This window comes from Pseudomonas svalbardensis, from assembly GCF_030053115.1.
GTDB classification, from domain to species: domain Bacteria; phylum Pseudomonadota; class Gammaproteobacteria; order Pseudomonadales; family Pseudomonadaceae; genus Aquipseudomonas; species Aquipseudomonas svalbardensis.
Genome location: NZ_CP125619.1, coordinates 1,958,097 through 1,984,502 on the forward strand (window position 1 = coordinate 1,958,097; position 26,406 = coordinate 1,984,502).

At 59.6% G+C, this 26,406-nt stretch carries 22 protein-coding genes; 12 read left to right on the forward strand and 10 right to left on the reverse strand.

Going from position 1 to position 26,406, the window contains the following annotated elements; translation table 11 throughout:
* Positions 1-42: 42 nt before the first annotated feature.
* Genes QFX16_RS08970 through QFX16_RS08985 form a run of 4 tightly spaced genes read left to right on the forward strand, consistent with a single transcriptional unit; the run spans position 43 to position 2,434 of the window.
* Complete coding sequence (locus QFX16_RS08970; RefSeq protein WP_283183641.1) at positions 43-447, forward strand: MarR family winged helix-turn-helix transcriptional regulator; 405 nt, start codon at positions 43-45, stop codon at positions 445-447.
* Between the two features lie 52 nt (positions 448-499).
* Complete coding sequence (locus QFX16_RS08975; protein ID WP_283183642.1) at positions 500-1,708, forward strand: MFS transporter; 1,209 nt, start codon at positions 500-502, stop codon at positions 1,706-1,708.
* Positions 1,705-1,827 carry a hypothetical protein gene (locus QFX16_RS08980; protein ID WP_008148682.1) on the forward strand — a complete coding sequence of 41 codons (123 nt, stop codon included), beginning with the start codon at positions 1,705-1,707 and terminating at the stop codon, positions 1,825-1,827. Before QFX16_RS08975 ends, QFX16_RS08980 begins: the two co-directional genes overlap by 4 nt.
* A gap of 55 nt (positions 1,828-1,882) precedes the next feature.
* The gene (locus QFX16_RS08985) at positions 1,883-2,434 is read left to right on the forward strand and encodes a glutathione peroxidase (RefSeq protein ID WP_283183643.1); all 552 of its coding nucleotides are present in this window, start codon (positions 1,883-1,885) and stop codon (positions 2,432-2,434) included.
* Between the two features lie 89 nt (positions 2,435-2,523).
* On the opposite strand, the gene QFX16_RS08990 is transcribed toward QFX16_RS08985, so the two are convergent.
* The 3 genes from QFX16_RS08990 to QFX16_RS09000 form a co-directional block, all read right to left on the reverse strand.
* The gene (locus tag QFX16_RS08990; RefSeq protein ID WP_283183644.1) at positions 2,524-3,795 is read right to left on the reverse strand and encodes an OmpP1/FadL family transporter; all 1,272 of its coding nucleotides are present in this window, start codon (positions 3,793-3,795) and stop codon (positions 2,524-2,526) included.
* A 145-nt stretch (positions 3,796-3,940) separates the two neighbouring features.
* The gene (locus QFX16_RS08995; protein WP_074874727.1) at positions 3,941-4,423 is read right to left on the reverse strand and encodes a hypothetical protein; all 483 of its coding nucleotides are present in this window, start codon (positions 4,421-4,423) and stop codon (positions 3,941-3,943) included.
* A gap of 276 nt (positions 4,424-4,699) precedes the next feature.
* The gene (locus QFX16_RS09000) at positions 4,700-4,924 is read right to left on the reverse strand and encodes a hypothetical protein (RefSeq protein WP_007898912.1); all 225 of its coding nucleotides are present in this window, start codon (positions 4,922-4,924) and stop codon (positions 4,700-4,702) included.
* Positions 4,925-5,921: 997 nt separating this feature from the next.
* Between QFX16_RS09000 and QFX16_RS09005 the strand changes: the two genes are divergently transcribed.
* Positions 5,922-6,245 (forward strand): SEL1-like repeat protein, encoded by a 324-nt coding sequence (locus QFX16_RS09005; protein ID WP_080931979.1) that lies wholly within the window; start codon positions 5,922-5,924, stop codon positions 6,243-6,245.
* A gap of 175 nt (positions 6,246-6,420) precedes the next feature.
* Positions 6,421-7,785: a DNA recombination protein RmuC gene (locus QFX16_RS09010; protein ID WP_283184536.1), complete on the forward strand. Its 1,365-nt coding sequence runs from the start codon at positions 6,421-6,423 to the stop codon at positions 7,783-7,785.
* A gap of 129 nt (positions 7,786-7,914) precedes the next feature.
* Here the strand turns inward: QFX16_RS09010 and QFX16_RS09015 are convergent, their stop codons facing one another.
* Both QFX16_RS09015 and QFX16_RS09020 read right to left on the reverse strand, forming a co-directional pair.
* Entirely contained in the window at positions 7,915-11,385 is a 3,471-nt protein-coding gene (locus QFX16_RS09015) for a hybrid sensor histidine kinase/response regulator (RefSeq protein WP_283183645.1), read from the reverse strand.
* A gap of 248 nt (positions 11,386-11,633) precedes the next feature.
* Complete coding sequence (locus QFX16_RS09020; RefSeq protein ID WP_283183646.1) at positions 11,634-12,173, reverse strand: TetR/AcrR family transcriptional regulator; 540 nt, start codon at positions 12,171-12,173, stop codon at positions 11,634-11,636.
* A 91-nt stretch (positions 12,174-12,264) separates the two neighbouring features.
* Here QFX16_RS09020 and QFX16_RS09025 point away from each other — a divergent pair, with 91 nt between their 5' ends.
* From QFX16_RS09025 to QFX16_RS09040, 4 genes are all read left to right on the forward strand, one after another.
* Complete coding sequence (locus QFX16_RS09025; RefSeq protein WP_283183647.1) at positions 12,265-13,458, forward strand: MFS transporter; 1,194 nt, start codon at positions 12,265-12,267, stop codon at positions 13,456-13,458.
* A 42-nt stretch (positions 13,459-13,500) separates the two neighbouring features.
* Positions 13,501-13,812 (forward strand): cupin domain-containing protein, encoded by a 312-nt coding sequence (locus QFX16_RS09030; protein ID WP_283183648.1) that lies wholly within the window; start codon positions 13,501-13,503, stop codon positions 13,810-13,812.
* Between the two features lie 105 nt (positions 13,813-13,917).
* Complete coding sequence (locus QFX16_RS09035) at positions 13,918-15,069, forward strand: TDT family transporter (protein WP_283183649.1); 1,152 nt, start codon at positions 13,918-13,920, stop codon at positions 15,067-15,069.
* Between the two features lie 109 nt (positions 15,070-15,178).
* Positions 15,179-17,053 carry an MFS transporter gene (locus QFX16_RS09040; RefSeq protein WP_283183650.1) on the forward strand — a complete coding sequence of 625 codons (1,875 nt, stop codon included), beginning with the start codon at positions 15,179-15,181 and terminating at the stop codon, positions 17,051-17,053.
* Between the two features lie 46 nt (positions 17,054-17,099).
* On the opposite strand, the gene QFX16_RS09045 is transcribed toward QFX16_RS09040, so the two are convergent.
* The 5 genes from QFX16_RS09045 to QFX16_RS09065 all read right to left on the reverse strand — a co-directional run bounded on the left by QFX16_RS09045 (position 17,100) and on the right by QFX16_RS09065 (position 22,015).
* Positions 17,100-18,026, reverse strand: coding sequence for a GGDEF domain-containing protein (locus QFX16_RS09045; RefSeq protein ID WP_283183651.1), 927 nt, complete (start codon positions 18,024-18,026; stop codon positions 17,100-17,102).
* A 374-nt stretch (positions 18,027-18,400) separates the two neighbouring features.
* A complete protein-coding gene (locus tag QFX16_RS09050; RefSeq protein ID WP_046047994.1) occupies positions 18,401-19,141 on the reverse strand; it encodes a YciK family oxidoreductase in 741 nt (246 codons plus the stop codon).
* A 108-nt stretch (positions 19,142-19,249) separates the two neighbouring features.
* The gene (gene mupP / locus QFX16_RS09055; protein ID WP_283183652.1) at positions 19,250-19,921 is read right to left on the reverse strand and encodes an N-acetylmuramic acid 6-phosphate phosphatase MupP; all 672 of its coding nucleotides are present in this window, start codon (positions 19,919-19,921) and stop codon (positions 19,250-19,252) included.
* 4 nt (positions 19,922-19,925) lie between these two features.
* Positions 19,926-20,624 carry a bifunctional 2-polyprenyl-6-hydroxyphenol methylase/3-demethylubiquinol 3-O-methyltransferase UbiG gene (ubiG, locus tag QFX16_RS09060; RefSeq protein ID WP_123364644.1) on the reverse strand — a complete coding sequence of 233 codons (699 nt, stop codon included), beginning with the start codon at positions 20,622-20,624 and terminating at the stop codon, positions 19,926-19,928.
* Between the two features lie 56 nt (positions 20,625-20,680).
* The gene (locus tag QFX16_RS09065) at positions 20,681-22,015 is read right to left on the reverse strand and encodes a TRZ/ATZ family hydrolase (protein WP_283183653.1); all 1,335 of its coding nucleotides are present in this window, start codon (positions 22,013-22,015) and stop codon (positions 20,681-20,683) included.
* Between the two features lie 108 nt (positions 22,016-22,123).
* Between QFX16_RS09065 and mtnA the strand changes: the two genes are divergently transcribed.
* Both mtnA and gyrA read left to right on the forward strand, forming a co-directional pair.
* Positions 22,124-23,200, forward strand: a complete 1,077-nt coding sequence (gene mtnA / locus QFX16_RS09070) for an S-methyl-5-thioribose-1-phosphate isomerase (protein ID WP_283183654.1) — start codon at positions 22,124-22,126, stop codon at positions 23,198-23,200.
* A 429-nt stretch (positions 23,201-23,629) separates the two neighbouring features.
* On the forward strand, positions 23,630-26,287 hold the full coding sequence (gene gyrA, locus QFX16_RS09075; RefSeq protein ID WP_283183655.1) for a DNA gyrase subunit A: 2,658 nt from the start codon (positions 23,630-23,632) through the stop codon (positions 26,285-26,287).
* The last annotated feature ends 119 nt before the right edge of the window (positions 26,288-26,406 follow it).

Here is a 26,406-nt window from a genome sequence, read left to right on the forward strand (position 1 = left end):
ATGTAACTTGATTTAACACAACCGCGGGTATATACACGCACCATGCTCGATTCCCAATGTTTATGCATCAACCTGCGTCGCGCCGCCCGTGGCGTCAGCAGACACTACGACGGCGCGCTCGATGGCTTCGGGATCAACGTTGCCCAGTATTCTCTGCTGTGTAATCTGCAGCGTCTGGATAAGCCGAGTATTTCCACGTTGGCCGAGGCCATGGGATTGGATCGCAGCACCTTGGGGCGCAATCTGCGGGTGCTGGAAGGCGAAGGCCTGCTGATGCTGGTCGAGGGCGAAGACATGCGCAATCGCATCGTCATGCTCACCGAGGCGGGTATTGAACGCCTAAAAGCGGCCTTGCCCGCCTGGGAAGCGGCGCAACAGCGGTTGATTGACCGTCTGGGTGCCGAGAAACGCGAAACCTTGCTGCGACTGCTGGACGAACTGGCGTGATGCCGGTTTTTCCGATCTTAAGCGGGTATATACCCGCTACCGGAGAATAAGAATGACCTCGATGTGGCGTACGTGCGGTTGGGTTTTGTTGGGGAGTGCGCTGATTCTCGCGTTGTCCTTGGGCGTCAGACACGGCTTCGGGCTGTTTCTGGCGCCGATGAGTGCCGAGTTCGGCTGGGGGCGTGAGACGTTTGCCTTCGCTATCGCCTTGCAGAACCTGATCTGGGGCCTGGCGCAGCCATTCACCGGCGCGCTGGCCGACCGCTTTGGCGCCGCGAAAGTGGTGCTGGTCGGCGGTGTCCTGTATGCGTTGGGCCTGGTGTTCATGGGCCTGTCGGATTCGGCCGTGACCTTGTCCCTGAGTGCCGGTCTGTTGATCGGCATCGGTCTGTCGGGCACTTCGTTCTCGGTGATCCTCGGCGTGGTCGGCCGCGCAGTGCCGCCAGAGAAACGCAGCATGGGCATGGGCATCGCCAGCGCTGCCGGCTCTTTCGGTCAATTCGCCATGTTGCCCGGTACGCTGGGGTTGATCGGCTGGCTCGGCTGGTCAGCGGCATTGCTGGTGTTGGGCCTGTTGGTGGCGCTGATCGTGCCGCTGGTGAGCATGCTCAAGGACAAGCCGCTACCGGTGTTCGGTCATGAACAAACACTGTCCGAAGCCCTGCACGAAGCCTGTTCCCATTCGGGATTCTGGCTGCTGGCGTTCGGCTTTTTTGTCTGCGGCTTTCAGGTGGTATTCATCGGCGTGCACTTGCCGGCTTATCTGGTGGATCAGCACCTCCCGGCGAGCGTCGGTACGACAGTGCTGGCGTTGATCGGGCTGTTCAATATTTTCGGTACTTACACGGCGGGCTGGCTCGGCGGGCGGATGTCCAAGCCGCGTTTGCTCACCGGCCTGTATCTGCTGCGGGCAGTGGTGATCGGGTTGTTCCTGTTGGCGCCGATCACGACGACCACCGCTTACCTGTTTGGTATGGCGATGGGCTTTCTTTGGCTGTCGACCGTGCCCTTGACCAACGGTACCGTCGCGACCTTGTTCGGCGTGCGAAATCTGTCCATGCTCGGTGGGATTGTTTTCCTGTTTCACCAGCTCGGATCGTTCCTCGGCGGCTGGTTGGGCGGGGTGGTGTACGACCGAACCGGGAGCTATGACTTGATCTGGCAGGTAGCGATACTCTTGAGCCTGTTGGCCGCCGCCCTGAACTGGCCGGTGCGTGAGCAGCCGGTGGCGCGCCTGCAAACACAGATGAGTGCGCTATGAACAGCCTCTGGCCGCGTATCGCTGTCGTCGCTGTCTGCGCCTTGCTGCTCGCCTTGTCGTGGTGGGGCTGGCATCAGGGCGGGCTGGCGTTGATGCAACTGGGCATGGGTGCTTGCTAGCAGGATGCGAGGGCGAGTAACTTCGTTTTTAACGACTTCTCAAGGATGCACCGACATGCTGATGCGCTGGCTCGCAGTTCCCGCATTACTGGTAGCGTTTAGTGGATGGGTTCAAGCGGCAGAGTGCCCGGACCTTTTGCAAGGCTCGTTGCCCAAGCTGCGCGCCAAGGAATCCATCGACCTGTGCCAACGCTTCGCTGGCAAACCGCTGGTGGTGGTCAATACCGCGAGCTTCTGTGGTTTCGCCCCGCAGTTCAAAAGCCTTGAGGCGCTGAATCAGCGTTACAAGGAACAGGGGCTGGAGGTGATCGGCGTTCCGTCCAACGACTTCAAGCAAGAGTCCAAGGATGGCGAAGAGACTGCCAAGGTCTGCTACGTGAACTACGGCGTGACGTTCACCATGACTGAACCGCAAAAAGTCCGCGGTAATGACGCGACTCACTTGTTCAAGATCATCGCCAAGCAGAGCACCGCGCCGAAGTGGAACTTTTACAAATATGTGGTCGATCGCAAAGGCAAGGTGATCGCCAATTTCTCCAGCCTGACCACGCCTGACGATCCTGAGTTCATCGCTGCGGTGGAGAAAGCCCTGGCCTCGCAACCCTGATCCACACCCGTTAAAAAGCCCCGCCTCTGTACAAGAGAGCGGGGCTTTTTCAATTCAGGCGGCGAGCGGTTCAGGTTCGCCGAGAATCATCAGAAGCGGTAGGTCGCGCCAACACCGAAACCGTTTGCATAGTTTTCATACTCGGCGCTGTAGTTCTGGCGGCCGTTGCTGTTGTTGACCTTGACCGACTCTTCGCGCAGGTACGAATACGCTACGTCGATGGTCAGGTCGTCGGTCGGGCTCCAGCCAGCGCCCAGGCTGAAAATCTTGCGATCGCCCGTCGGGATGCGTGGAGAGCGGTTTTCGTTGTTGGTCGGCGACTGGTCAACCGACAGGCCGGTACGCAGCACCCACTGCTTGTTCAGCTGATAGGACGCACCGATGGCGTGAGCCCAGGTGTCGTGCCAGTTCTGCTCTTCGGTGATGGTGCCAAAGCCGCGTGCGGCCAGGGCGGCAGGAACGCCTTCGTTCTCGACGGAGATCTCTTTCAGTCGGCTCCAGCGAGTCCAGGTGCTGCCTGCGTAGAGGGTCCACTGGTCGTTCAACTGGTGAGTGACCGAGAAGTCCACCGACTCAGGCGTGGTGATGTCCAGCGAAGCGTCGAACTTCTGGTTCGGGTTCTGGCCCAGCGCCGCGAGCACGCCGTAGTTGACCTTGGTGTCACCTTCGAGCTTGTACTTCACTTTCGAGTGATAGGTCAGGCCGAGGCGAGTGCTTTCGAGGGCTTGAACCATGATGCCGATGTTGTAGCCCAGCGCGGTGTCGTCACCCTTGATCTTGACGGCACCGTCTGCTGCGCGAGGGTTCAGCGACAGGTTCGATTCCAGTGTACCGTCGATGCGGTTGATGGTCGGACCGAAACCGATCGACACCTTGTCGTTGAAGGCGTAGCTGACGGTTGGCTGGAGAGTCACGATTTTGACTTCGCTCTTGCTGCCGAAGTATTTGCCGGCGAAGCCGTTCTCGTAGTCGGTCACCAGGCCGAATGGAGCGTAGACGCCGAAACCGACTGCCCACTGGTCATCGATTGGCTTTACGTAGTAGCCCATGGGGACGCCCATGAAAGGGACCATGTCACCTTTGTTGGTACCACCATTCGGACTGGAGCTCGCATCACTGATATCAGTGTGCGCGTCGATAAATGCAACACCACCCGTCACTTGTTCGCGCTTGAGGCGAGACATGCCGGCAGGGTTACCAAAAACAGTGGATGCGTCGTCGGCAGCTGAAGATCGCCCGGCAAAACCTGTCCCCATCCCGCTGATGCTTTGTTCGTTGAGGGCGAAGCCACTTGCGAAGATCTGGGTGGATGCCAAGGCAACGGCGAGGCTAAGGGTGGTTTTGAGCATTACTTTTTTCATTATTAGAACTCCTGGTGATCACCGGGGCGAAAATTACCAACATTTTCGTTCCAGCGCCATAGGCTGTAATGCTTGATTTAGAGCGGTTTTGTAGGACAATCCGACCAAAATCGCGGCAGTTGCGCGATCTTGTGGAAACAGCAGATCAGCAGGCGACCTGATTCAGCGGTGAAACACAGGTTTGCCAGGCGCAGGTGAAGTCTCTCAGGCGTCCTTGAGGCTGGAAGGTCTGGCGCCAGATGCGGGCCATTCCCAGTAGGTCGTCTGCTTCGGGGAGGGGGGTGTTCTGTTCTTCTACCAGCAGCCAGGCGATGGCTGTGGCGTAACGCAGGTTGACGGTCAATTCGAGGTGCGGACCACTCAGGAAAGCATGCTGGCTGGCCAGGCCGCGAACCAGGCTTGCGCGTTCCGGGTCAAGTGCCAGGTAGTGGTCCCAAAGTGCCTGGTGGCGGGGTTCGGCGATTCGGTACAGGCCGTGTCCACGGCGGTCATGCAGGGCAGTACCCAGGGCTGACTGGCTGGCGGCGACGCCCAGCAGAAGGGATTCGGCAGTTGCGCTATGGCGCCCGAGGTAAATCAATGTCGGGCGGATCACATAACGGCACAGTTCGCTGGCAGCGATACCCATAAAGCCCTCGAAACGTGAAATGGTCGGCGATACCTGAAGGGGCCTTGGCAGCGGGTGAATCGACTCAGGCTCGCCGGAAGCGGCTCAAGCCGCTTGAGTTGAAGTGTAGTGTCATATTCGCTCCGTAAAGGCCTGTTTTTAAAATATTTCCGGCTGCGAGTTATAACCGTTATATCGCTTAGTGCTTAGGCGGTGGCAGCGAAAAGAGAAATATCAGGCAATAAAAAGCCCCGCTTTTTGAGCGAGGCTTTTGAGGTTTTCAGTCTTTCTGGCGTATCAGGCAACCAGTGCCTGACGGGTACGCTCGATCACGGCCTGCAGCGGCTCGGCGCTGGAGTATTGATCGGGGTACAGGCGTTCGCTGTGACGAGCGATGCCGTGTTCGTTGACCAGAGTGAAGCTGAAGCAGCCTTTGCGAGCAGCCATGATCAGGCAGTTCATTGGTGCAAAAGCGTTGGTTAGGGTGCGAATGGCATCCTGGGTGTGGATTTGAGTAGACATAGTCATTGGGTGTTCCTACAAGCGACACGGATAAGAACCGTGCAAAATTAAAACGTTCCAGTGACGACGACCACCATTGGTCGAACGAAGAACCCGACTGGAACAAAGCAGCCAGTTTGAAGCGCTTATAAATTGGCGCGCTTGGGCTGGCAGGTAGGTACTTAGGAGGGCAGGCAACACATCAAGGGCAAAGGTTCTGGGCCCGGGGTGAAGATCCTGATCAATTTGCAGGTTGGTTCGGTCAGAGTAAGTGAGCTTCGCAACACCCTTTGCTTTCGATTCAAAGGCTGTGTTGACGCAAGGTTTACCTGGAAACCATCGAGGTGGTCGATCCCGCTTTGTCGGTGGAGGCTTCCTTTGGGAAGGCTGACCGTGGGGATTTGTTCGACCAGAATTGACTTTCAGCTTGGTACTAACGCCGCGGATACTAACGGATTGAATCGCTGAAGGGAAGTGTGTTAACAAAAAAGTTCTTGGGAGGCCCCTCATTCAAGTCCGGATTGGCGCTCGGAAAAAGCCATGACCCGCAGACTTGCCCTGTAATAGCACAAATTCCGACCATTGCTAGTCACGGCTCATCGGGCCAGGAACAGCCAGGATCATGGGTTTACCAAGGTTTATCCCAGGTGCAGGCGAAATATGCGCCGAAAAAGCGCATCGATATAACTGCCTCGAAGGTACTTGTGCACATAAGTCACGGAGGGTGTCACGCTGCTGTCATCTTCCCTTCAAACGCAGTGGGTGCCTGTAACCAAAATTTAAGTCAATGAAAAACATCGCTTTTTTTTACTGGTGAAAAAATCGTCAGTTTGACTGCGAGCCCCATTCCATACGGCTTTGCGAGAGTTCAAGGGCGGTTGTCCACTGAGTTATCCACAGCTTCTGTGGATTGTCCCGAGCGCTTGCTCTAGTACGGGCGTGCCGGGTTTTTTTAGGCTTTACCTGTAAGAAAAAAAGAGTAGAGTGGCGCGCCTTTCGATCTGCCCCACAGTGCTTTATGAAGTTTCGCTCAGTATCAGTCTCTGCAACCTCCACACCTCCCAGCGTTACCCCGCCCAAGCGCTTTTCGATGCGTGTGGCCGAGTGGCTGCTCGACAGCCCGCGTCTGGGCGAAAACCCCAACGTCAAACACTTCGCCGGACGTTTGCTCAAGCAGCCAGCCCGTGAAGGGGTCGTGGCCGCGCAAAGCCGTCTAGGTCAGCTGATGTGCCGTGAATGCGGGAATGCCCGGGATCGCCGTATCGGCCAGGACCTTTTGCGTTCGGCTGCGCGGGCAGGGGATCGGCGCGCTCAGCAGGAACTGGGTCTGATCGAAGACTGAGCTGTCCAAGACCTGACGCCTTGGTTAACCTTCAAGCTTTATTTCATTGGCAGGAGTGGCTATGGCTATGGACTTGACCAGCGCATTGCTCGGTCTGGCGGGCGCTGCGCTGCCTTTACTGGTACTGGCCTGGCAACTTCAGCGGCGAGCGAGCGCCACGCAGTCAGAGGTTGCACTGCTGGAAGAGCGTCTGGCCACGGCCCATCTGGCTCAGGATGGATTGAACGCGCAACTCGAAGCCTGTCGCGATGAAATGGGTGATCTGGGCCAGGCCAACGCCGCCAAACAAGCAGATCTGGCCGCCGTACGCCGTGAAGTCGAACTGCTGCAGATCGAACGTGACGACGCACGCGACGCCGCCCACGCCTGGAATCTGGAACGCGCCGGCAAAGAGGCTGAGTTGCGTCGTCTGGACGCCCAGGCCGCTTCGCTCAACGCCGAGCTGCGTGAGCAGCAGGAAAGCCATCAGCAGCGCCTTAACGACCTGCAGGGCTCGCGAGACGAGTTGCGAGCGCAGTTCGCGGAGCTGGCTGGCAAGATCTTCGACGAGCGCGAGCAGCGCTTTGCCGAAACCAGTCAACAACGCCTCGGTCAGTTGCTCGATCCGTTGAAAGAACGCATCCAGTCCTTCGAAAAACGCGTCGAGGAAAGCTATCAGGCTGAAGCCCGCGAACGTTTTTCCCTGGCCAAGGAACTGGAGCGGCTGCAACAGCTGAACCTGCGCCTGAGCGACGAAGCCACCAACCTGACCCGCGCCTTGAAAGGGCAGAAAACCCAAGGTAACTGGGGCGAGCTGATTCTTGAGCGAGTGCTTGAACACGCGGGCCTGGAGAAGGGGCGCGAGTACCAGACCCAGGTCAACCTCAAGGGGCCGGACGGTGAGCGTTTCCAGCCGGACGTGATCATTTATCTGCCGGGCGACAAACAGGTGGTGGTCGACTCCAAGGTCAGCCTCACGGCCTATCAGCAATACGTCGCGGCCGAAGACGATGCCATCGGCCAGATTGCCATCAAGCAGCACGTGCTGTCCTTGCGCACTCACGTCAAAGGGCTCGCCGGCAAGGATTACAAGCGTCTCGACGGTTTGCACAGCCTGGATTTCGTCCTGCTCTTCGTACCGATCGAAGCCGCGTTTTCCGCCGCATTGCAGGCTGAGCCGACGCTGTTCCAAGAGGCCTTCGACCGCAACATCGTGATCGTCAGCCCGACCACTTTGCTGGCGACCCTACGCGTCATCGACAGCCTGTGGAAGCAGGAGCGCCAAAGCCAGAATGCCCGAGAAATCGCCGAGCGGGCCGGGTGGCTGTACGACAAGTTCGTGTTGTTCATCCAGGATCTGGATGAAGTCGGCAATCGATTACAGCAACTGGATAAAGCCTACAGCTCGGCGCGTAATAAGCTGACGGAAGGCCGTGGCAACCTCGTCAGCCGCAGTGAGCAGCTCAAGTTGCTTGGCGCGCGGGCGAGCAAGAGCCTGCCCGCAGACTTGCTGGAGCGGGCGATGACGGATGTTGATGGGTTGGCGGAATTGCCGGAGTAAGCCGAAAAGCTTCGCGAGCAAGCCCGCTCACACATTGAACCGCATTCCATCTGGATGAACTCGGTCCAATGTGTGGGCTTGCTCGCGAAGGTGGCAGTTGCTCCACCACAAGACTCAAACGCTGCCGGGTTACAACGGCAAATGCCGACTCAGCAACGCCCGCAACGCCGCCGGTTTCACCGGTTTGGCCAGATAATCCAGCCCCGCCGCATGCACTTGGGCCACCGTCTCCGGCCGCCCATCGGCGCTGATCACTACCCCTGGCACTGGCTCACCCAATCGGGTGCGCAGCCATGCCATCAGTTCGGTCCCTGTCTCGCCATCGTCCAGGTGGTAATCCACCAGCGCCAATTGCGGTCGCATCCCATCGCTGAGCAGCGCCGCGCATTCATCGCGGTTGCGCGCGGTCCAGACCTGACAACCCCAGCGCGTGAGCAAGCTGTTCATGCCGATCAGGATGCTGTCTTCGTTGTCGATGCACAGTACTTGCGCGCCGCTCAGCAATTTGCCATTGAGTTCGACGACCTTGGTCGGGGTCGCGGACTGCGCCTGAGCCAACGGCACACTGACGCTGAACACGCTGCCGCGCCCCGGCCAGGAGCGTACGCGCAAGGTATGACCCAGCACGCGACACAGCCCGTCGGCGATTGCCAGGCCCAGCCCCAGGCCTTTCTCTGCGCGCGTCTGGTGGCTATCGAGGCGTTTGAATTCTTCGAAAATGACCTGCTGTTTATCCACAGGAATGCCTGGACCTCGGTCCCAGACTTCCAGACACAGCTCGCCCTTGCGTCGGCGAACCCCCAGCAGCACCGGCCCTTTGGCGTAGCGGAAGGCATTGGTCAGGAAGTTCTGCAGGATACGTCGCAGCAGTTTGATGTCGCTGTCGACGCGCAACGTACTGCCCCTGACACGGAATTTCAGCCCTTGGTCGCAGGCCAGCGCCTTGAACTCGGCACCGAGGACATCGAACATCTCATTGAGCACGAACGGTTTGGGATCAGGGTTGATCTTGCCGTTCTCCAAACGGGAAATGTCCAGCAGGTCGCTGATCAAGTCCTCGGCCGAGCGCAGTGACGTGTCCAGATGATGGACCAGTTTCTGCGCCTCACCGGAGAGGCCGTCGTCTTGGTGGGAAAGGGCGGCCGAGAACAGTCGCGCAGCGTTCAACGGTTGCATCAAGTCGTGACTGACCGCCGCCAGGAAACGGGTTTTAGACTGGTTGGCCGACTCTGCGGTGCCCTTGGCTTCGGTCAGGGCGACGTTGAGTTGCGACAGTTCGTGGGTCCGCTCGGTGACCCGTCGCTCCAGGCCCTCGTTGGCTTCGGTCAGCGCTTGCTCAGCCTCGCGGAAGGCGCTGATGTCGGTGAAACTCATGACAAAACCGCCGCCCGGCATCGGGTTGCCGATCAGCTCGATCACACGGCCATTGGGGAAAAGTCTTTCAGAAGTATGGGCGCGGCCCTGACGCATCCAGTGCAAGCGCCGTGCGACGTGCACTTCAGCTTCGCCGGGACCACACAGGCCGCGCTCGGCGTTGTAGCGAATGATGTCGGCAATCGGGCGGCCAAGCCTGATCAGCCCATCCGGGTAGTTGAACAGCTCCAGATAGCGCCGGTTCCAGGCCACCAGTTTCAGCGACTGGTCGACCACACTGATGCCTTGGGTGATGTTCTCGATCGCACCTTGCAGCAGTGCGCGGTTGAATTGCAGCACTTCCGAGGCTTCGTCGGCGATTCGGACGACGTCTTCGAGTTGCATTTCCCGACCTTCGATGGCGGCTTTTACCACCGCCCGCGTCGAAGAAGCACCGAGCACACCGGCCAGCAAGCGTTCAGTGTGGGCGATCCATTCACCGTCGGCGTTCTGGTTCGGGTTGAAGCCTTTGCCCTGACGGTAGGCGAAGCGGATAAAGCTTTGACGGGCGCGTTCTTCGCCGACGAAGCGTGCGGCCAGCTGCAACAAATCGTCGATCTGCACCGACAGCATCGAACGGGCGCTGGGGCGGGCGCTGATTTCCTGACCGATGAAGCGACCCGCCTGCCAATGTTCCGAAACCCTTGTACGCGACAGCACCGACACCCAGGCGAACAGCGTGAAGTTGGCTGCAAGCGACAACACCACTCCTTGTGTCAACGGGGTGAGCGGCAGTTTCAGCGGGTTGCTGTGCAACCAGGCCAGCCCCGGGAAACTGCTCAAGGACAAACCGAGGCTGTGGGCGGCAATCGGCAGGATCAAGGTGTAGAACCACAGGAACGTCCCGGCGGCGAGGCCGGCGAATACTCCCCGGCGATTGGCTTGTTTCCAGTACAGCGCGCCGAGCATGGCCGGGGCCAGCTGGGTCACGGCGGCGAAGGCGATCTGGCCGATGGTCGCAAGACTCGCCGTCGAGCCGAGCAGGCGATAACTGACGTAGGCCAACAGCAGAATTACCACAATGCTCACTCGGCGCACCGAGAGCATCCATTGGCGGAACACTTCGAACGGCCGCTCGGCGTTGTTGCGCCGCAGCAGCCATGGCAACAGCATGTCGTTGGAGACCATGGTCGACAACGCCACGCTGGCGACAATCACCATGCCGGTCGCCGCCGAGGCGCCCCCGATAAACGCCAGCATCGCCAACGCAGGATGGGATTGGGCCAGCGGCAGGCTGATGACAAACGAGTCCGGCAGCACCGAGCTCGGCAGCAGCATCTGGCCGGCGAGGGCGATGGGAACGACGAACAGCGCCGCCAGCGCCAGATAGGCTGGAAACACCCATTTGGCCAGGCGCAGATCCTGAGGATCGATGTTCTCCACCACGGTCACGTGGAACTGCCGGGGCAGGCAGATGATTGCCATCATTGCCACGCCGGTCTGCACCACCATCGACGGCCAGTTGATGGTTTCCTTCCAGTATTCTTCCAGACGCGGGGCGAGCATGGCCTGGTCGAACAGGTCTTCGAAACCGTCGTACAGGCCGTAGGTCACGAACGCGCCTACCGCGAGAAACGCGAACAACTTGACCAGCGATTCGAACGCAATCGCCAGCACCATACCGCGGTGGTGTTCCGTGGCGTCGAGGTTGCGGGTACCGAAGACGATGGTGAACAGCGCCAGCACCAGCGACACGATCAGCGCCGTGTCCTGGGCGCGCGTGCCCATGGCGTCGGCACCGGCGCCGATCAGCAAGTTCACCCCGAGCACGATGCCCTTCAGTTGCAACGCGATGTAGGGCAACACGCCGACCAGGCAGATCAGCGCCACCACCACCGCCAGCGACTGGGATTTGCCATAACGCGCGGCGATGAAGTCGGCAATCGAGGTGATGTTCTCCTGCTTGCTGATCATCACCATTTTTTGCAGGACCCACGGCGCGCACACCAGCAGCAGGATCGGTCCGAGGTAGATCGGCAGGAAAGACCAGAGTTGTTCGGCGGCCTGGCCCACGGCGCCAAAGAAGGTCCAGCTGGTGCAGTAGACGGCCAGCGACAGGCTGTACACCCAGGCACGCACTCGCGGCGGCAACGGTGTGCTGCGACGGTCGCCGTAGAAGGCGATGGCGAACAGGATGGCCATATAGGCCAGGGCGACGGCGGCGATCAGCCCGCTGGACAGCGACATGGGAACTCCAGACAAAGACACCCGGGACTCCCGCCCGGACAGACAGTCTCGCACGATGGCAGGGGTTAGTCAGTGTCGACCAAGGTCGCGGCGCGGCGGGGTGTCGCAGGGTGTGTGCCAGTTGGATCTTTGGTGTTTGTGCAGGCCTCATCGCGAGCAGGCTCGCTCCCACAGGGGATCTACTGTGAACACATTATTGTGAGCAACATACATCCAGTGTGGGAGCGAGCTTGCTCGCGATGGCGGTATCACTGATTCAACGCAATCTCGATCAACCGATGCAATTCCTCAACCTCCAGCGGCACCGCTGAAAACAGGATGCGAAACACCGTCGGCGCCGCCACCATGTTGATCAGCTGATCAACGTTCGGCTTCGGCTGATCGGGGAAACGATCCAGAATCGTCTGCAGCTGCCCACCAATGATCGTCGCGCAAAGGGCTGGCGTGGTGCTGCATTGCACGTCGCGCAACATGTTGCGGCCGGGCTCGGAACTCATCTCGTCCAGATACTGCTCGGCCCAGGCGCGCACGTCACCGCGCAGGCTGCCGGTATTGGCCGGCTCGCTCTCGGGGCGCATGCGGGCGAGGGCGACGTCCGCCAACAGCACCGACAAATCGCCCCAGCGCCGGTAGATGGTCGACGGCGTGACGCCGGCGCGCGCGGCGATTTGCGGGACGGTCACGGTGGTGCGGTCCTGCTCTTCGAGAAGATCGCGGACTGCCGAGTGAACCGACTCTTGCACCCGGGCACTGCGGCCGCCGGGGCGTAAACCTTCTTTAATAGCCATGCATCGGACCTTAACACAAAGAATTTGCTTTAAGCCCTAGCCAGTAGCACACTCCGCAAAAGCAAAAAGTTAGCTTTTGCGGAGTGTGTCCATGTCCAGTTCAACGTCTAATCGTTCAAGCCTGTGGTTCCTGGCGATCACCTTACTCAGTTTTCTTGCCGCTTCCACCGCGCCGACGCCGTTGTATCACTTGTACCAGGAACACCTGCAATTCTCGGCAGCGACCCTGACCCTGATTTTCGGCGTGTACGCCATCAGCTTGCTGGCGGCATTGCTCACGGTCGGTTCGCTCTCGGATTACCTGGGGCGCAAACCGGTGATCTTCACCGCTGTGATGTTGAACATGCTGGCGATGCTGCTGTTTATCAATGCAGACAGTGTCGCCTGGTTGATCAGTGCACGGGTGCTTCAGGGTTTTGCTACGGGAATGGCCACTGCCGTATTGAGCGCGGCGCTGTTGGACACCGATCGCCAGCAAGGGCCGCTGGTCAACAGTGTCGCGCCGTTGCTGGGCATGGCGTCGGGCGCCATGGGCTGCGGCTTGTTGGCCGAGTTTGCACCGTTGCCGTTGCAGTTGACCTATTGGGTGCTGTTCGCGCTGTTTGTGATGCAAGCGCTGTACGTTTGGCGTTTGCCGGAAAGCGTCAGTCCCCAACCGGGAGCCTGGGCCTCGCTGCGCCCGACACTGCATGTGCCGATCCAGGCGCGACGTGCGTTGTGGCTGGTGCTGCCAATCAATATCGCGGTGTGGGCGCTCGGTGGTTTTTACGCCTCGTTGGCACCGTCTCTGGTGCGCACGGCCACGGGATCGACCTCAAATCTGATTGGCGGTGCGACGGTGGCTGTGTTGACGGTGACCGGCGCGTTGATGATCTACACCTTGCGCAATCGGCCGGCCGACAAGGTTTTGCGATTGGGCGGCAGTCTGCTGCCCGTCGGCGTCGCGCTGGTTCTGATGGCGGTGCACAGCGCCAGCCTGCCGCTGTTTTTTGTTGGCACGCTGGTCGCCGGCTGCGGTTTCGGCGCCGGTTTCCTCGGTGCATTGCGCAGCGTCGTGCCGCTGGCCTTACCCCATGAGCGGGCAGGGTTGATGTCGGCTTACTACGTGCTCAGTTATCTGGCTTTCTGCCTGCCGTCGTTGCTGGCCGGGAACTTGACCCGAACCTTCGGGCTGGTGGCCACCACCGATGGTTACGGCGCGGTGCTGATTATTCTCTCGGTCGGCGCTTTGTTCGCGTTGATGCGTCAGCAGTCCATGAAAGTCTGTGGCGTCAATGTTCGATGACCGCTAGCCTTGGCGCCGCCATTCATTTCGACGGACCGACGCATGAAAATCATCCGCAGCAAATCCTTCACCGCTGACCGTGCCTGGGGCGCGTTGGATATCGCCAACATGAACGGCATCACCACGCGTTTGCACTGGACCGATCAGCCCTATAAATGGCACATCAATGATGGGCAAGAAGTGTTCGTGGTGCTGGATGGCGTCGTGCAGATGCGTTATCGCGAAGCAGGTCAGGAGAAAGAAGTGATGTTGGGTGTAGGCGATATCTTCTATGCCGACGCCGGTACCGAACACGTTGCCCATCCGCAGGGTGCGGCGAGAATCCTGGTGATCGAAACTGAAGGCAGCGTTTGACGCTATATCTGCAAAACAGATAACAGTTAGAGATATTACCCGTTATATCGATATTTGATTCGGATCTACCATGAGCTCCACCTCAACAGAGGACAGGAGTTCACCATGACATGCCCCAACACTGCCCCAGCCGGTTTCAAACCTTTCAGTCATTTGCAGCATCCGCGTGAAGTCATCCGCCAGTTCACACCGAACTGGTTCGCCGCCACCATGGGCACCGGTGTGCTGGCGTTGGCGCTGGCACAGCTGCCTGGCGCAAATGCCGGTTTACACGCGATTGCCGAAGCCCTTTGGCTGTTCAATATCGTGCTGTTTGTTTTATTCACGGTTATGTATGCAGCGCGTTGGGCGCTGTTTTTCGATGAGGCGCGGCGGATTTTCGGTCACTCCACGGTCTCGATGTTTTTTGGCACCATCCCCATGGGCCTGGCGACCATCATTAATGGTTTCCTGGTGTTCGGTCTGCCGCGTTGGGGCGAGGGCGTGATTGATGTCGCCGAAGTGCTGTGGTGGCTGGACGTGGCGATGTCTGTGGCGTGCGGCGTGCTGATTCCCTACCTGATGTTCACCCGTCAGGAACACAGCATCGACCAAATGACCGCCGTCTGGCTGTTGCCGGTGGTGGCGGCAGAAGTGGCGGCCGCCAGCGGTGGTCTGCTGGCGCCGCACCTGGCGGATGCCCACTCGCAACTGGTGGTACTGGTGACCAGTTACGTGCTCTGGGCCTTTTCCCTACCGGTTGCGTTCAGCATTCTGACCATTCTGTTGCTGCGCATGGCGCTGCATAAACTGCCTCACGAAAACATGGCCGCCTCCAGCTGGCTGGCGCTCGGCCCGATCGGCACCGGGGCGTTGGGAATGTTGCTGCTGGGCGCCGACGCGCCGGCGATCTTCACTGCCAACGGTCTACCGGGCATTGGTGAAATCGCCGCAGGGCTGGGGTTGGTGGTCGGGATCACCCTGTGGGGCTTTGGTCTGTGGTGGATGCTGATCGCGCTGCTCATTACCCTGCGTTACCTGCGCGTCGGTATTCCGTTCAATCTCGGCTGGTGGGGTTTCACCTTCCCGTTGGGCGTCTATTCTCTGGCAACGTTGAAACTGGCCAGCACCTTGAACCTGACGTTTTTCAGTGCCTTCGGCTGCGTGCTGGTGGTGTTGCTGGCGTTGATGTGGCTGATCGTCGCCAAACGGACAGTGCAGGGCGCCTGGCGGGGCGAGTTGTTTGTCTCGCCGTGCATTGCAGGATTAAACAAATAACCTGCAAGTTTTAGGTAATGTGTGGCCTGGATCGCCGTTGGATACTCCAATAACTGCATCCACGCCACTCTCTACCCACTCTTTTATGCAAATCAGGGACACATGGAAGATGAGTCACCCCTCACAGTTCACCTTGCTTCGCACCCGGCGCTTCTTGCCGTTCTTCGTCACGCAGTCGCTCGGGGCGTTCAACGACAACATCTTCAAACAGTCGCTGATACTCGCCATTCTCTACAAGTTGACCATCGACGGTGATCGCTCGATCTGGGTCAACCTGTGTGCGCTGCTGTTCATCCTGCCGTTCTTTCTGTTCTCGGCGCTGGCCGGGCAGTTCGGTGAAAAGTTCGCCAAGGACGCGTTGATTCGTCTGATCAAGCTCGGGGAAATCGCCATCATGGCGGTCGGCGCGGTCGGTTTCATGTTCGATCACCTGTCGCTGATGCTAATGGCGCTGTTTGCCATGGGCACTCACTCGGCGCTGTTCGGGCCGGTGAAATACTCGATCCTGCCCCAGGCCTTGCGTGATGAAGAGCTGGTGGGTGGCAACGGCCTGGTGGAAATGGGCACCTTCCTGGCGATCCTCGCCGGGACCATCGGTGCCGGGATCATGATGTCCTCCAGTCATTACGCGCCGATCGTCTCCACGGCGATCATCGGTGTTGCGGTGCTCGGCTATCTGGCCAGTCGCAGCATTCCACGAGCTGCGGCCGCCTCCCCGGAAATGCGCCTGAACTGGAACATTTTCAGCCAGTCCTGGGCCACATTGAAACTGGGCTTGGGGCAGACGCCAGCGGTGTCACGCTCGATTGTCGGCAACTCGTGGTTCTGGTTTGTCGGGGCGATTTATCTGACGCAGATCCCGGCCTATGCCAAGGAGTGGATGCACGGCGACGAAACCGTGGTGACGCTGATTCTTACGGTGTTCTCGGTCGGCATCGCGCTCGGTTCGATGCTTTGCGAGAAACTGTCCGGACGTAAAGTCGAGATCGGGCTGGTGCCGTTCGGCTCGTTTGGTCTGACCGTGTTTGGTTTACTGCTGTGGTGGCATTCCGGTGGAATTCCGGACAGCGTCACAGGTCATGGCTGGATCGAAGTCCTGAGTTTCGGCCACGCCTGGCTGGTGTTGATCGACATTCTGGGGCTTGGGGTTTTCGGCGGTTTCTATATCGTGCCGCTGTACGCGCTGATTCAGTCTCGTACCCCCGAGAATGAGCGGGCGCGGGTGATTGCCGCCAACAATATTCTCAACGCGCTGTTCATGGTGGTCTCGGCGATTGTCTCGATCGTCTTGCTGAGCATGGTCAAGCTATCGATCCCTCAGTTGTTCCTGGTGGTGTCGCTGCTGAACATCGGCGTCAACGCCTACATCTTCAGCATCGTCCCCGAGTTCAGCATGCGCTTCATGATCTGGCTGCTCAGCCATTCCATGTACCGCGTGGAGCATCGCAATCTGCAGTTGATTCCCGATGAAGGCGCGGCGTTGCTGGTGTGCAATCACGTGTCCTTCGTCGACGCCTTGCTGATTGGCGGCGCGGTGCGTCGGCCGATTCGCTTTGTGATGTACTACAAGATCTACAACTTGCCGGTGCTGAACTTTATCTTTCGCACGGCCGGGACCATTCCGATCGCGGGGCGTCAGGAAGACATTCAGATCTACGAAAAAGCCTTCACGCACATTGCTCAGTATCTGAAGGACGGTGAATTGGTGTGCATCTTCCCTGAGGGCAAATTGACTGCCGATGGCGAGATCAACGAGTTCAAGGGCGGGCTGACGCGGATTCTCGAAGAGACGCCGGTGCCAGTGATTCCGTTGGCATTGCAGGGTTTGTGGGGGAGTTTCTTCAGCCGCGATCCGCAAAAGGGCGTGTTTCGCCGGTTGTGGTCACGGGTGACGCTGGTGGCAGGGCCTGCGGTGTCGGTTGAGGTGGCAGAGCCAGTCAGGTTGCAAGGGATGGTGGGGGAATTGCGCGGCGCTGTGCGTTAACTCCTTTCGTGGCGGGCCGCTAACCAAGCGTGCCCGCTCTGGGCATTCAACCCGCCATCGCCAACCGGTTACGCCCCTCGCGCTTGGCCACATACAACGCACTGTCGGCCCGTCGCAACAGGCTGTCGGCAGACTCGCCGGGCAATAGCGTCGAGCAGCCAAGGCTGACCGTCAGCTCGATCGCATGGCCGTCGGCCGAATATTCCTCTGCCTGCACTGCAAATCGCAGCCGTTCGCCAACCATGGCTGCCGCCTCACGATTCGTGTTGGAAAGCAGGATCAGGAACTCTTCGCCACCAAAGCGGAAAACCATGTCCACGTTGCGCAACTGGTTTTTGATCGAGGCTGCAACGGCCTTGAGCACGTCATCGCCGGCGCTGTGTCCGTGGTTGTCGTTGATGCGTTTGAAGTGATCGATGTCCAGCATCAGCAGCGACAAGGGTTGCGGATGTCGACGCGACATCTCGATTTCCCGTTGCAGGGTCTGATCCATGGCAATGCGGTTGCCGGTATCCGTGAGCGGATCGCGCAAGGCACTTTGGGTCGCGGCACGGTAGAGCAGGGCATTGCGCATTGGATACAGCAATGCGGACAGCAGTGACTCGAGGTTGCCTTGTTCCTGCTCACTGAAGCGCTGATTGCGGCGGAATACCAGGTCGCCCAGGTGCTCGCCTTCATGGCTGAGGCTGTAGCTGATCGAATGATGGCCGCGCAGGCCGAACACCAGGCGCAAGTCGCTGGACGTGTGCTCGTACGTCAAGGCGTCAAGCGGTACAAGTCGCTGAATCTCGCGGAAGAAGAGCCCGAGAATGCGTTGCGGCTCAAGACTGGTTTGCAGCTGCAGGCTCAGTTGCTGGCGCATTTGCGCAAGGCTGACGGACCTCTCGATGAGGGTAGGCTGCTGACCAAAGCCCAGGCGTTGCAATTTGGCGCTATCGAAGTCAATTGCGTTGGTCTGGGAAGGTGATTTCATATGGCGTGCGCCCCTAAGCAGTAAGGCTGTCTTACAGGCTGGGTGAGAGCGGCTTTGGGCTGCGCGTCATACTGGTCCATCAGTCCCGTAGGACATTTGGCGCAAGTTTAGTCCGCTTTGCCGACGATAAGTAACCTGTCGGCTCAGGCGTCCGCCCTGTCTGCTTTCACACTGCGTGTCTGAGCAAATTTAGAGCGAAAGTCGTGCCATTCAGTTCAGTCGGATAAAAAGCGTTCTAAATCAAGGTATTGAAGCGTCGTTGAAGAGCGCTGTTGCGTTCGGTGACAGTTGTTTGACTTGTAGCGGGGATGGTTACGACGCACTTTGGGTGCCGCGACGGGAAGCCGTCGCGGCACAAAAGCGACGTGCGGACGTTACTGAGCGTTGAACGCCTGGCCGTTGATGCCGGTACTGTCTGGACCCATCAGGTAGAGGTAGACCGGCATGATCTCCTCGGGCGTCGGGTTGTTCAGCGGGTTTTCACCCGGGTAAGCCTGGGCGCGCATGCTGGTGCGGGTGGCGCCCGGGTTGATGCTGTTGGAGCGCACCGGTGCCACGGTGTCGACTTCGTCAGCGAGGGTTTGCATCAAGCCTTCGGTGGCGAATTTGGACACGCCATAAGCGCCCCAATACGCACGCCCCTTGCGGCCGACGCTGCTGGAGGTGAACACCACCGAAGCATCCTGCGACAGCTTGAGCAGCGGCAACAGGGTGCTGGTGAGCATGAACATGGCGTTGACGTTGACGTGCATGACCCGCATGAAGTTTTCGCCGGACAGCTGCTCGATTGGCGTACGCGGGCCAATGATCGACGCGTTGTGCAGCAAACCGTCGAGGTGGCCGAATTCGGTTTCGATCATCGCTGCCAGCTCATCGTATTGATGGGGCAGGGCGGTTTCCAGGTTGAACGGGATCACGGCCGGTTGTGGATGGCCGGCGGCTTCGATTTCGTCGTAGATCTGAGTCAGGTTGGCTTCGGTCTTGCCCAGCAACAGCACGGTGGCGCCGTGTGCAGCGAAGGTTTTTGCGGCGGCAGCGCCGATGCCACGGCCAGCGCCGGTGACCAGGATGACCCGGTCCTTGAGCAATTCTGGGCGGGCGGAATAATCAAACATAAGAAACCTCAACAAATCAGAAAGCGGACCCTGTAGGAGCACGGCTTGCCTGCGATGGCGTTTTCAGAATCGCTATCGCCGGCAAGCCGTGCTCCTACGAAAAGCGGCTCAGCAACTACACAGCGCGCTATCGAGCACTTTGCGCAACTCCAGCGGATGGTCGACCACCACATCCGCGCCCCAATGCCGCGGGTTATCGTCCGGATGAATGTAGCCATAGGTCACGGCGGCCGTCTTGGTGCCGGCATCGCGACCGGATTCGATATCGCGCAGGTCATCACCCACAAACAGCACGCTGGCCGGGTCCAGGTCGAGCATCTTGCACGCCAGGATCAACGGCTCGGGGTCCGGTTTGCTGTTCTTCACATGGTCCGGGCAGATCAACAACGCCGAGCGCTCGGCCAGGCCAAGCTGCTGCATGATCGGCTCGGCGAACCGCAGCGGCTTGTTGGTGACCACGCCCCAGATCAGGTTGGCCTTCTCGATGTCGGCCAACAGTTCGCCCATGCCGTCGAAGAGTTTGCTGTGAACCGCGCAACCGGCGAGGTAACGCTCCAGGAACTCCAGGCGCAACGCCTCGAAACCCGGTGATTCCGGGTCCATGGAGAAGGTCACGGCGACCATTGCCTTGGCGCCGCCGGAGATCTCGTCGCGAATGTGTTTGTCGTTCATCGGCGGCAAGCCGCGATCGGCGCGCATCGCCTGACAAATCGCAATGAAGTCCGGCGCGGTGTCGAGCAGAGTGCCGTCCATGTCGAAAAGAACAGCTCTGATACGCATCGGCTTACTCCTCGCGCAGGGTCTGGATCATGTAGTTGACGTCCACGTCGGAGGCCAGCTTGTAGTGCTTGGTCAGCGGGTTGTAGGTCAGGCCGATGATGTCCTTGACGGTCAGGCCGGCCATGCGGCTCCAGGCACCCAGCTCGGACGGGCGGATGAATTTCTTGAAGTCGTGAGTGCCGCGCGGCAGCAGCTTCATGATGTATTCCGCGCCGACGATGGCGAACAGGTACGCCTTCGGGTTGCGGTTGATGGTGGAGAAGAACACCTGGCCGCCGGGTTTGACCATGCGGAAACAGGCGCGGATCACCGAGGACGGGTCCGGCACGTGTTCAAGCATTTCCAGGCAGGTGACCACGTCGAACTGCTCAGGCATTTCTTCGGCCAGCCCTTCGGCGGTGATCTGCCGGTATTCGACACTCACGCCGGATTCCAGCTGATGCAGTTGCGCGACCGCCAGCGGCGCTTCGCCCATGTCGATGCCCATGACGGTAGCGCCGCGCTGGGCCATGGCTTCGCTGAGAATGCCGCCGCCGCAACCGACGTCGAGGACTTTCTTGCCGGCCAGGTTGACCCGTTCGTCAATCCAGTTGACCCGCAGCGGGTTGATGTCGTGCAGCGGTTTGAACTCGCTTTCGCGGTCCCACCAGCGATGGGCCAGGGCTTCGAATTTGGCGATTTCGGCGTAGTCGACGTTGCTCATGTTAAGTCCTCTAAAACTTGAAAAATCCTGTTGCCCCGGTGGTAAGTCCGGGGTGCTTACGATTCGGTATGGCCGCTGATGCGCTGGCCCCAGGCCTTGGCGGTGGTGCAGAGCTGTTCTTCATCCAGGCGAGTCAGGCGACGGTCGTCGAGCAGTTGCTTGCCGGCGACCCAAAGGTGTTTCACGCAGTCACGGCCGGTGGCATATATAAGCTGCGAAACCGGGTCGTAGACCGGTTGCTGCGCCAGGCCGGAGAGGTCGAATGCGACGATGTCTGCCGCTTTGCCGACTTCCAGCGATCCCACTTCGGATTCAATGCCCAGCGCGCGGGCGCCGTTGAGCGTGGCCATGCGCAGGGCGCGATGGGCGTCCAGCGCGGTGGCCGAGCCGGCGACGGCTTTGGCCAGTAAAGCGGCGGTGCGGGTTTCGCCGAGCAGGTCCAGGTCGTTGTTGCTGGCCGCACCATCGGTGCCGATCGCCACATTGACGCCAGCCTGCCACAAGCGCTCCACCGGGCAGAACCCGCTGGCCAGCTTCAGGTTCGACTCCGGGCAATGAATCACGTTGGTGTTACTTTCTACCAGCAACACCAGGTCTTCATCGCTGATCTGAGTCATGTGCACCGCCTGGAAGCGCGGCCCCAACAAACCCAGGCGCCCGAGTCGGGCCAGCGGGCGTTCACCGCGCTGCTCGACGGACTGCTGCACTTCATAAGCCGTTTCATGCACGTGCATATGGATCGAGGCGTCCAGTTCTTCGGCGATCACCCGGATTTTCTCCAGGTTCTCGTCGCCCACGGTGTAGGGTGCGTGGGGACCGAAGGTGACTTTGATGCGCTCGTGGTGCTTGAGATCGCCAAACAATTCGACGCCCTGACGAATGGCGTCGTCCGCCGTGCTGGCTCCCGGGATCGGGAAATCGAGGATCGGAATCACGATTTGCGCGCGAATGCCGCTGTTATGGACGCGCTCGCTGGCAACCTTCGGGAAGAAATACATGTCAGAGAAGCAGGTGATGCCACCTTTGATCTGTTCGGCGATTGCAAGGTCGGTGCCGTCACGTACGAAAGCTTCATCGACCCACTTGGCTTCGGCCGGCCAAATGTGGTCTTCCAGCCAGGTCATCAGGGGCAGATCATCGGCCAGGCCACGGAACAGCGTCATCGCCGCATGACCGTGGGCATTGATCAAGCCAGGGCAGAGCAACATGTCCGGCAGTTCGCGGACCTCGGTTGCATTAAGCTTGAGCGCAGCCAAACGTGGGCCGATGAATACGATGCGTCCGTCGCGGATACCCAGGGCGTGCTCTTTGAGGACAACGCCAGCGGGTTCGACGGGTACCAGCCAGGTCGGCAGCAATAGCAAGTCGAGCGCAGCGGCAGTGTTCGGCATCGAGAGTCGGTTCCAGAGCTTTTGTAAAGGATGGCGAAGTATACCCGAGCGTCTTCGCAGGGGGATCGCTATAATCGACGGCTTTTGTTCATGAGTACGGGGTGACGGATGCGCGATCGACTGTTGGCTGCGGAGAAGGTGAAGGCCATCGATTGGCGTGATGGCGCCCTTTGCCTGCTGGATCAGCGTATTTTGCCGTTCGAGGAAACCTGGATCGCCTACACAAGCGCCGCTGGCGTGGCCGAGGCCATTCGTTCGATGGTGGTGCGCGGTGCGCCGGCGATTGGCATCACTGCCGCGTATGCCATGGTCCTGTCAGCCCGGGCGCGAATTGCCGAGGGCGGTGACTGGCAGGCCGCATGGGAGGAGGATTACGCATTGTTGGCCGATTCTCGTCCAACGGCGGTGAATCTGTTCTGGGCCTTGAGTCGCATGCGTGACCGCCTGGATCGTCTCAAGGGTGATGCAGACCCTCTGGCGGCGCTGGAAGCCGAGGCCATCGCCATTCATGAAAGCGATCGCGAAGCCAACCTGACCATGGCGCAACTGGGTGTGGACCTGATCCGCAAGCACCAGGGCAACGCCCAGGCGATTCTGACCCACTGCAACACCGGCGCGCTGGCCACCGGCGGCTTTGGCACGGCGCTTGGCGTCATTCGTGGCGCTTTCATTGAAGGCATGGTCGAGCGCGTCTATGTCGACGAAACCCGTCCATGGCTGCAAGGTTCGCGGTTGACCGCATGGGAATTGGCCAACGAAGGCATTCCCGTCACGCTCAACGCGGATTCCGCCGCTGCCCACATCATGAAGACCAAAGGCATTACCTGGGTGATCGTCGGCGCTGACCGGATCACCGCCAATGGCGACGTGGCCAACAAGATCGGCACCTATCAGCTGGCGGTGAACGCCATGCACCATGGCGTGCGCTTCATGGTGGTGGCGCCGAGTTCGACCATCGACATGAACCTGGCCAGCGGTGATGACATCCCGATTGAAGAGCGCGATGGTCGCGAGTTGCTGGAAGTCGGCGGCAAGCGGGTCGGGGCGGATGTCGATGCGTTTAACCCGGTGTTCGACGTGACCCCGGCGGACTTGATCGACGCGATCGTTACCGAAAAAGGCATCGTCGAGCGCCCGGACACCGCGAAAATGGCGCAGTTGATGTGTCGTAAGCGTCTGCATTGATGATCTCTGTCGCCAGTTAGAAAGCCTTCGCGAGCAGGCTCGCTCCCACAGGGGATTTGTGGATGACGCACATCCAATGTGGGAGCGAGCCTGCTCGCGAAGGGGTCATAACAGTCACCGAACTCCCCCCATTCACCCCGTAATTCTTCATTCAAAAGGGCTCTAAGCCTCTCTCGTCCCCTTCAAGCCTGTCACCGGTCAACTAACTATGCTCCATGCGCATCAGGGGGATAGGTGCGTGGCGGCTCTTGTGATAACATCCGGCGGTTTCCAAGGTAGCCCGATGTGGCTGCCTTTACTGCGCAGATCCATGGCATAACTCGTTGATTTGTCGTAAGTCGGTGCATGGCACTCAGCCTGCAGCGGCGAGCTTCGTTCGTCCCATATGGATGTGACGAAGTTTCACCAGAAAAAGGAATCAGGCTTCTCATGGGCGAACTGGCCAAAGAAATCCTACCGGTCAATATCGAAGACGAGCTGAAGCAGTCCTACCTCGACTACGCGATGAGCGTAATTGTCGGGCGGGCACTGCCGGATGCGCGCGATGGCTTGAAGCCCGTGCACCGGCGTGTGCTGTTCGCGATGAGCGAGCTGGGCAACGACTTCAACAAGCCGTACAAGAAATCTGCCCGTGTTGTCGGTGACGTGATCGGTAAGTATCACCCTCACGGTGATACCGCGGTGTACGACACCATCGTTCGGATGGCGCAGCCATTCTCGCTGCGTTACCTGCTGGTAGACGGTCAGGGCAACTTCGGTTCCGTGGACGGCGACAACGCCGCCGCCATGCGATACACCGAAGTGCGCATGACCAAGCTGGCGCACGAGCTGCTGGCTGACCTGCACAAAGAAACCGTGGACTGGGTGCCGAACTACGACGGCACCGAAATGATCCCTGCGGTCATGCCGACCCGTATTCCCAACCTGTTGGTCAACGGCTCCAGCGGTATCGCCGTGGGCATGGCGACCAACATCCCGCCGCACAACCTCGGTGAAGTCATCGACGGTTGCCTGGCACTCATCGACAACCCCGAGTTGACCATCGATGAGCTGATGCAATACATCCCCGGTCCGGACTTCCCGACCGCCGCGATCATCAACGGTCGCGCCGGTATCATCGAAGCCTACCGCACCGGTCGTGGCCGCATTTACATGCGCGCCCGCTCGATGATCGAAGACATCGACAAGGTCGGTGGCCGTCAGCAGATCGTCATCACCGAACTCCCTTACCAGTTGAACAAGGCCCGTCTGATCGAAAAGATCGCCGAGCTGGTAAAAGAGAAGAAACTCGAAGGCATCACCGAACTGCGTGACGAGTCCGACAAGGACGGTATGCGCGTCGTGATCGAGCTGCGTCGCGGCGAAGTGCCAGAGGTGATCCTCAACAACCTCTACGCCCAGACCCAGCTGCAAGCGGTGTTCGGTATCAACATCGTCGCGCTGATCGACGGCCGTCCGCGGATCCTGAACCTCAAAGACCTGCTGGAAGCCTTCGTTCGTCACCGTCGCGAAGTGGTTACCCGCCGTACCGTGTTCGAGCTGCGTAAAGCCCGCGAACGTGGCCACATCCTGGAAGGTCAAGCGGTTGCCCTGTCGAACATCGACCCGGTCATCGCTCTGATCAAGGCTTCGCCGACGCCGTCGGAAGCCAAGGAAGCGCTGATCAAGACTGCGTGGGAATCTTCCGCCGTGGTCGCGATGGTTGAACGTGCCGGCGCCGATTCTTGCCGTCCAGAGACCCTGGACCCGCAATACGGTCTGCGCGAAGGCAAGTACTTCCTGTCGCCAGAACAGGCGCAAGCCATTCTGGAACTGCGTCTGCACCGTCTGACCGGTCTGGAACACGAAAAGCTGCTGGCCGAGTATCAAGAGATCCTCAACCAGATCGGCGAACTGATCCGCATCCTCAGCAGCGCCACGCGCCTGATGGAAGTCATCCGCGAAGAGCTGGAAGTGATCCGCGCCGAATACGGCGACGTGCGTCGCACCGAGATTCTCGATGCCCGTCTCGACCTGACCCTGGGTGACATGATCCCGGAAGAAGAGCGCGTCGTGACCATTTCCCACGGTGGCTACGCCAAGACCCAGCCATTGGCTGCGTACCAGGCTCAGCGTCGTGGCGGTAAAGGCAAATCGGCTACTGGCGTGAAGGATGAGGATTACATCGCTCACCTGCTGGTCGCCAACAGCCACACCACGCTGCTGCTGTTCTCCAGCAAAGGCAAAGTGTACTGGCTGAAAACCTACGAAATCCCGGAAGCGTCCCGCGCTGCCCGTGGTCGTCCGCTGGTCAACCTGCTGCCGCTGGACAGTGATGAATACATCACCACCATGCTGCCGGTCGACGAGTACACCGAAGGTCACTTCATCTTCATGGCCACTGCCAAAGGCACCGTGAAGAAGACCCCGCTGGAATCCTTCAGCCGTCAACGCAGCGTCGGTCTGATCGCGCTGGAGCTGGATGAAGGTGACGTACTGATTTCTGCCGCCATTACCGATGGCGAGCGCGAAGTCATGCTGTTCTCCGACGGCGGCAAGGTCACTCGCTTCAAAGAAACCGACGTTCGCGCCATGGGTCGTACCGCTCGCGGTGTCCGCGGCATGCGTCTGCCGGAAGGTCAGAAGCTGATTTCGATGTTGATCCCGGAAGAAGGCAGCCAGATCCTGACCGCTTCGGCGCGTGGTTATGGCAAGCGCACGGCGATCACCGAATTCCCTGAGTACAAGCGTGGCGGTCAGGGCGTCATCGCCATGGTCAGCAACGACCGTAACGGCCGTCTGGTCGGTGCAGTCCAGGTGCTCGACGGTGAGGAAATCATGCTGATTTCCGACCAGGGCACCCTGGTTCGTACCCGTGTCGACGAAGTCTCCAGTCTGGGTCGTAACACCCAGGGCGTGACCCTCATCAAACTGGCCAGCGATGAAACGCTGGTAGGCCTGGAGCGGGTTCAGGAGCCGTCGGAAGTCGAAGGTGAAGAGCTGGAAGAAGGTGAAGAGGGTGCAGTGTTCGACGGCGAAGTCGTAATCGACGACGTTGTTGAAGATCAGCAGCTGGACGCCGCCGCTGACGAAGAACCGCAGGAATAAGCGGACAGACAGGGGGCGGATGAGAATTCGCCCCCTTGTTGTTTGTTCGTAATGAAATATCGACACCACTGGAGATCCCTTGTGGGAGCGAGCCTGCTCGCGATGCAGGCGCCGCGTTG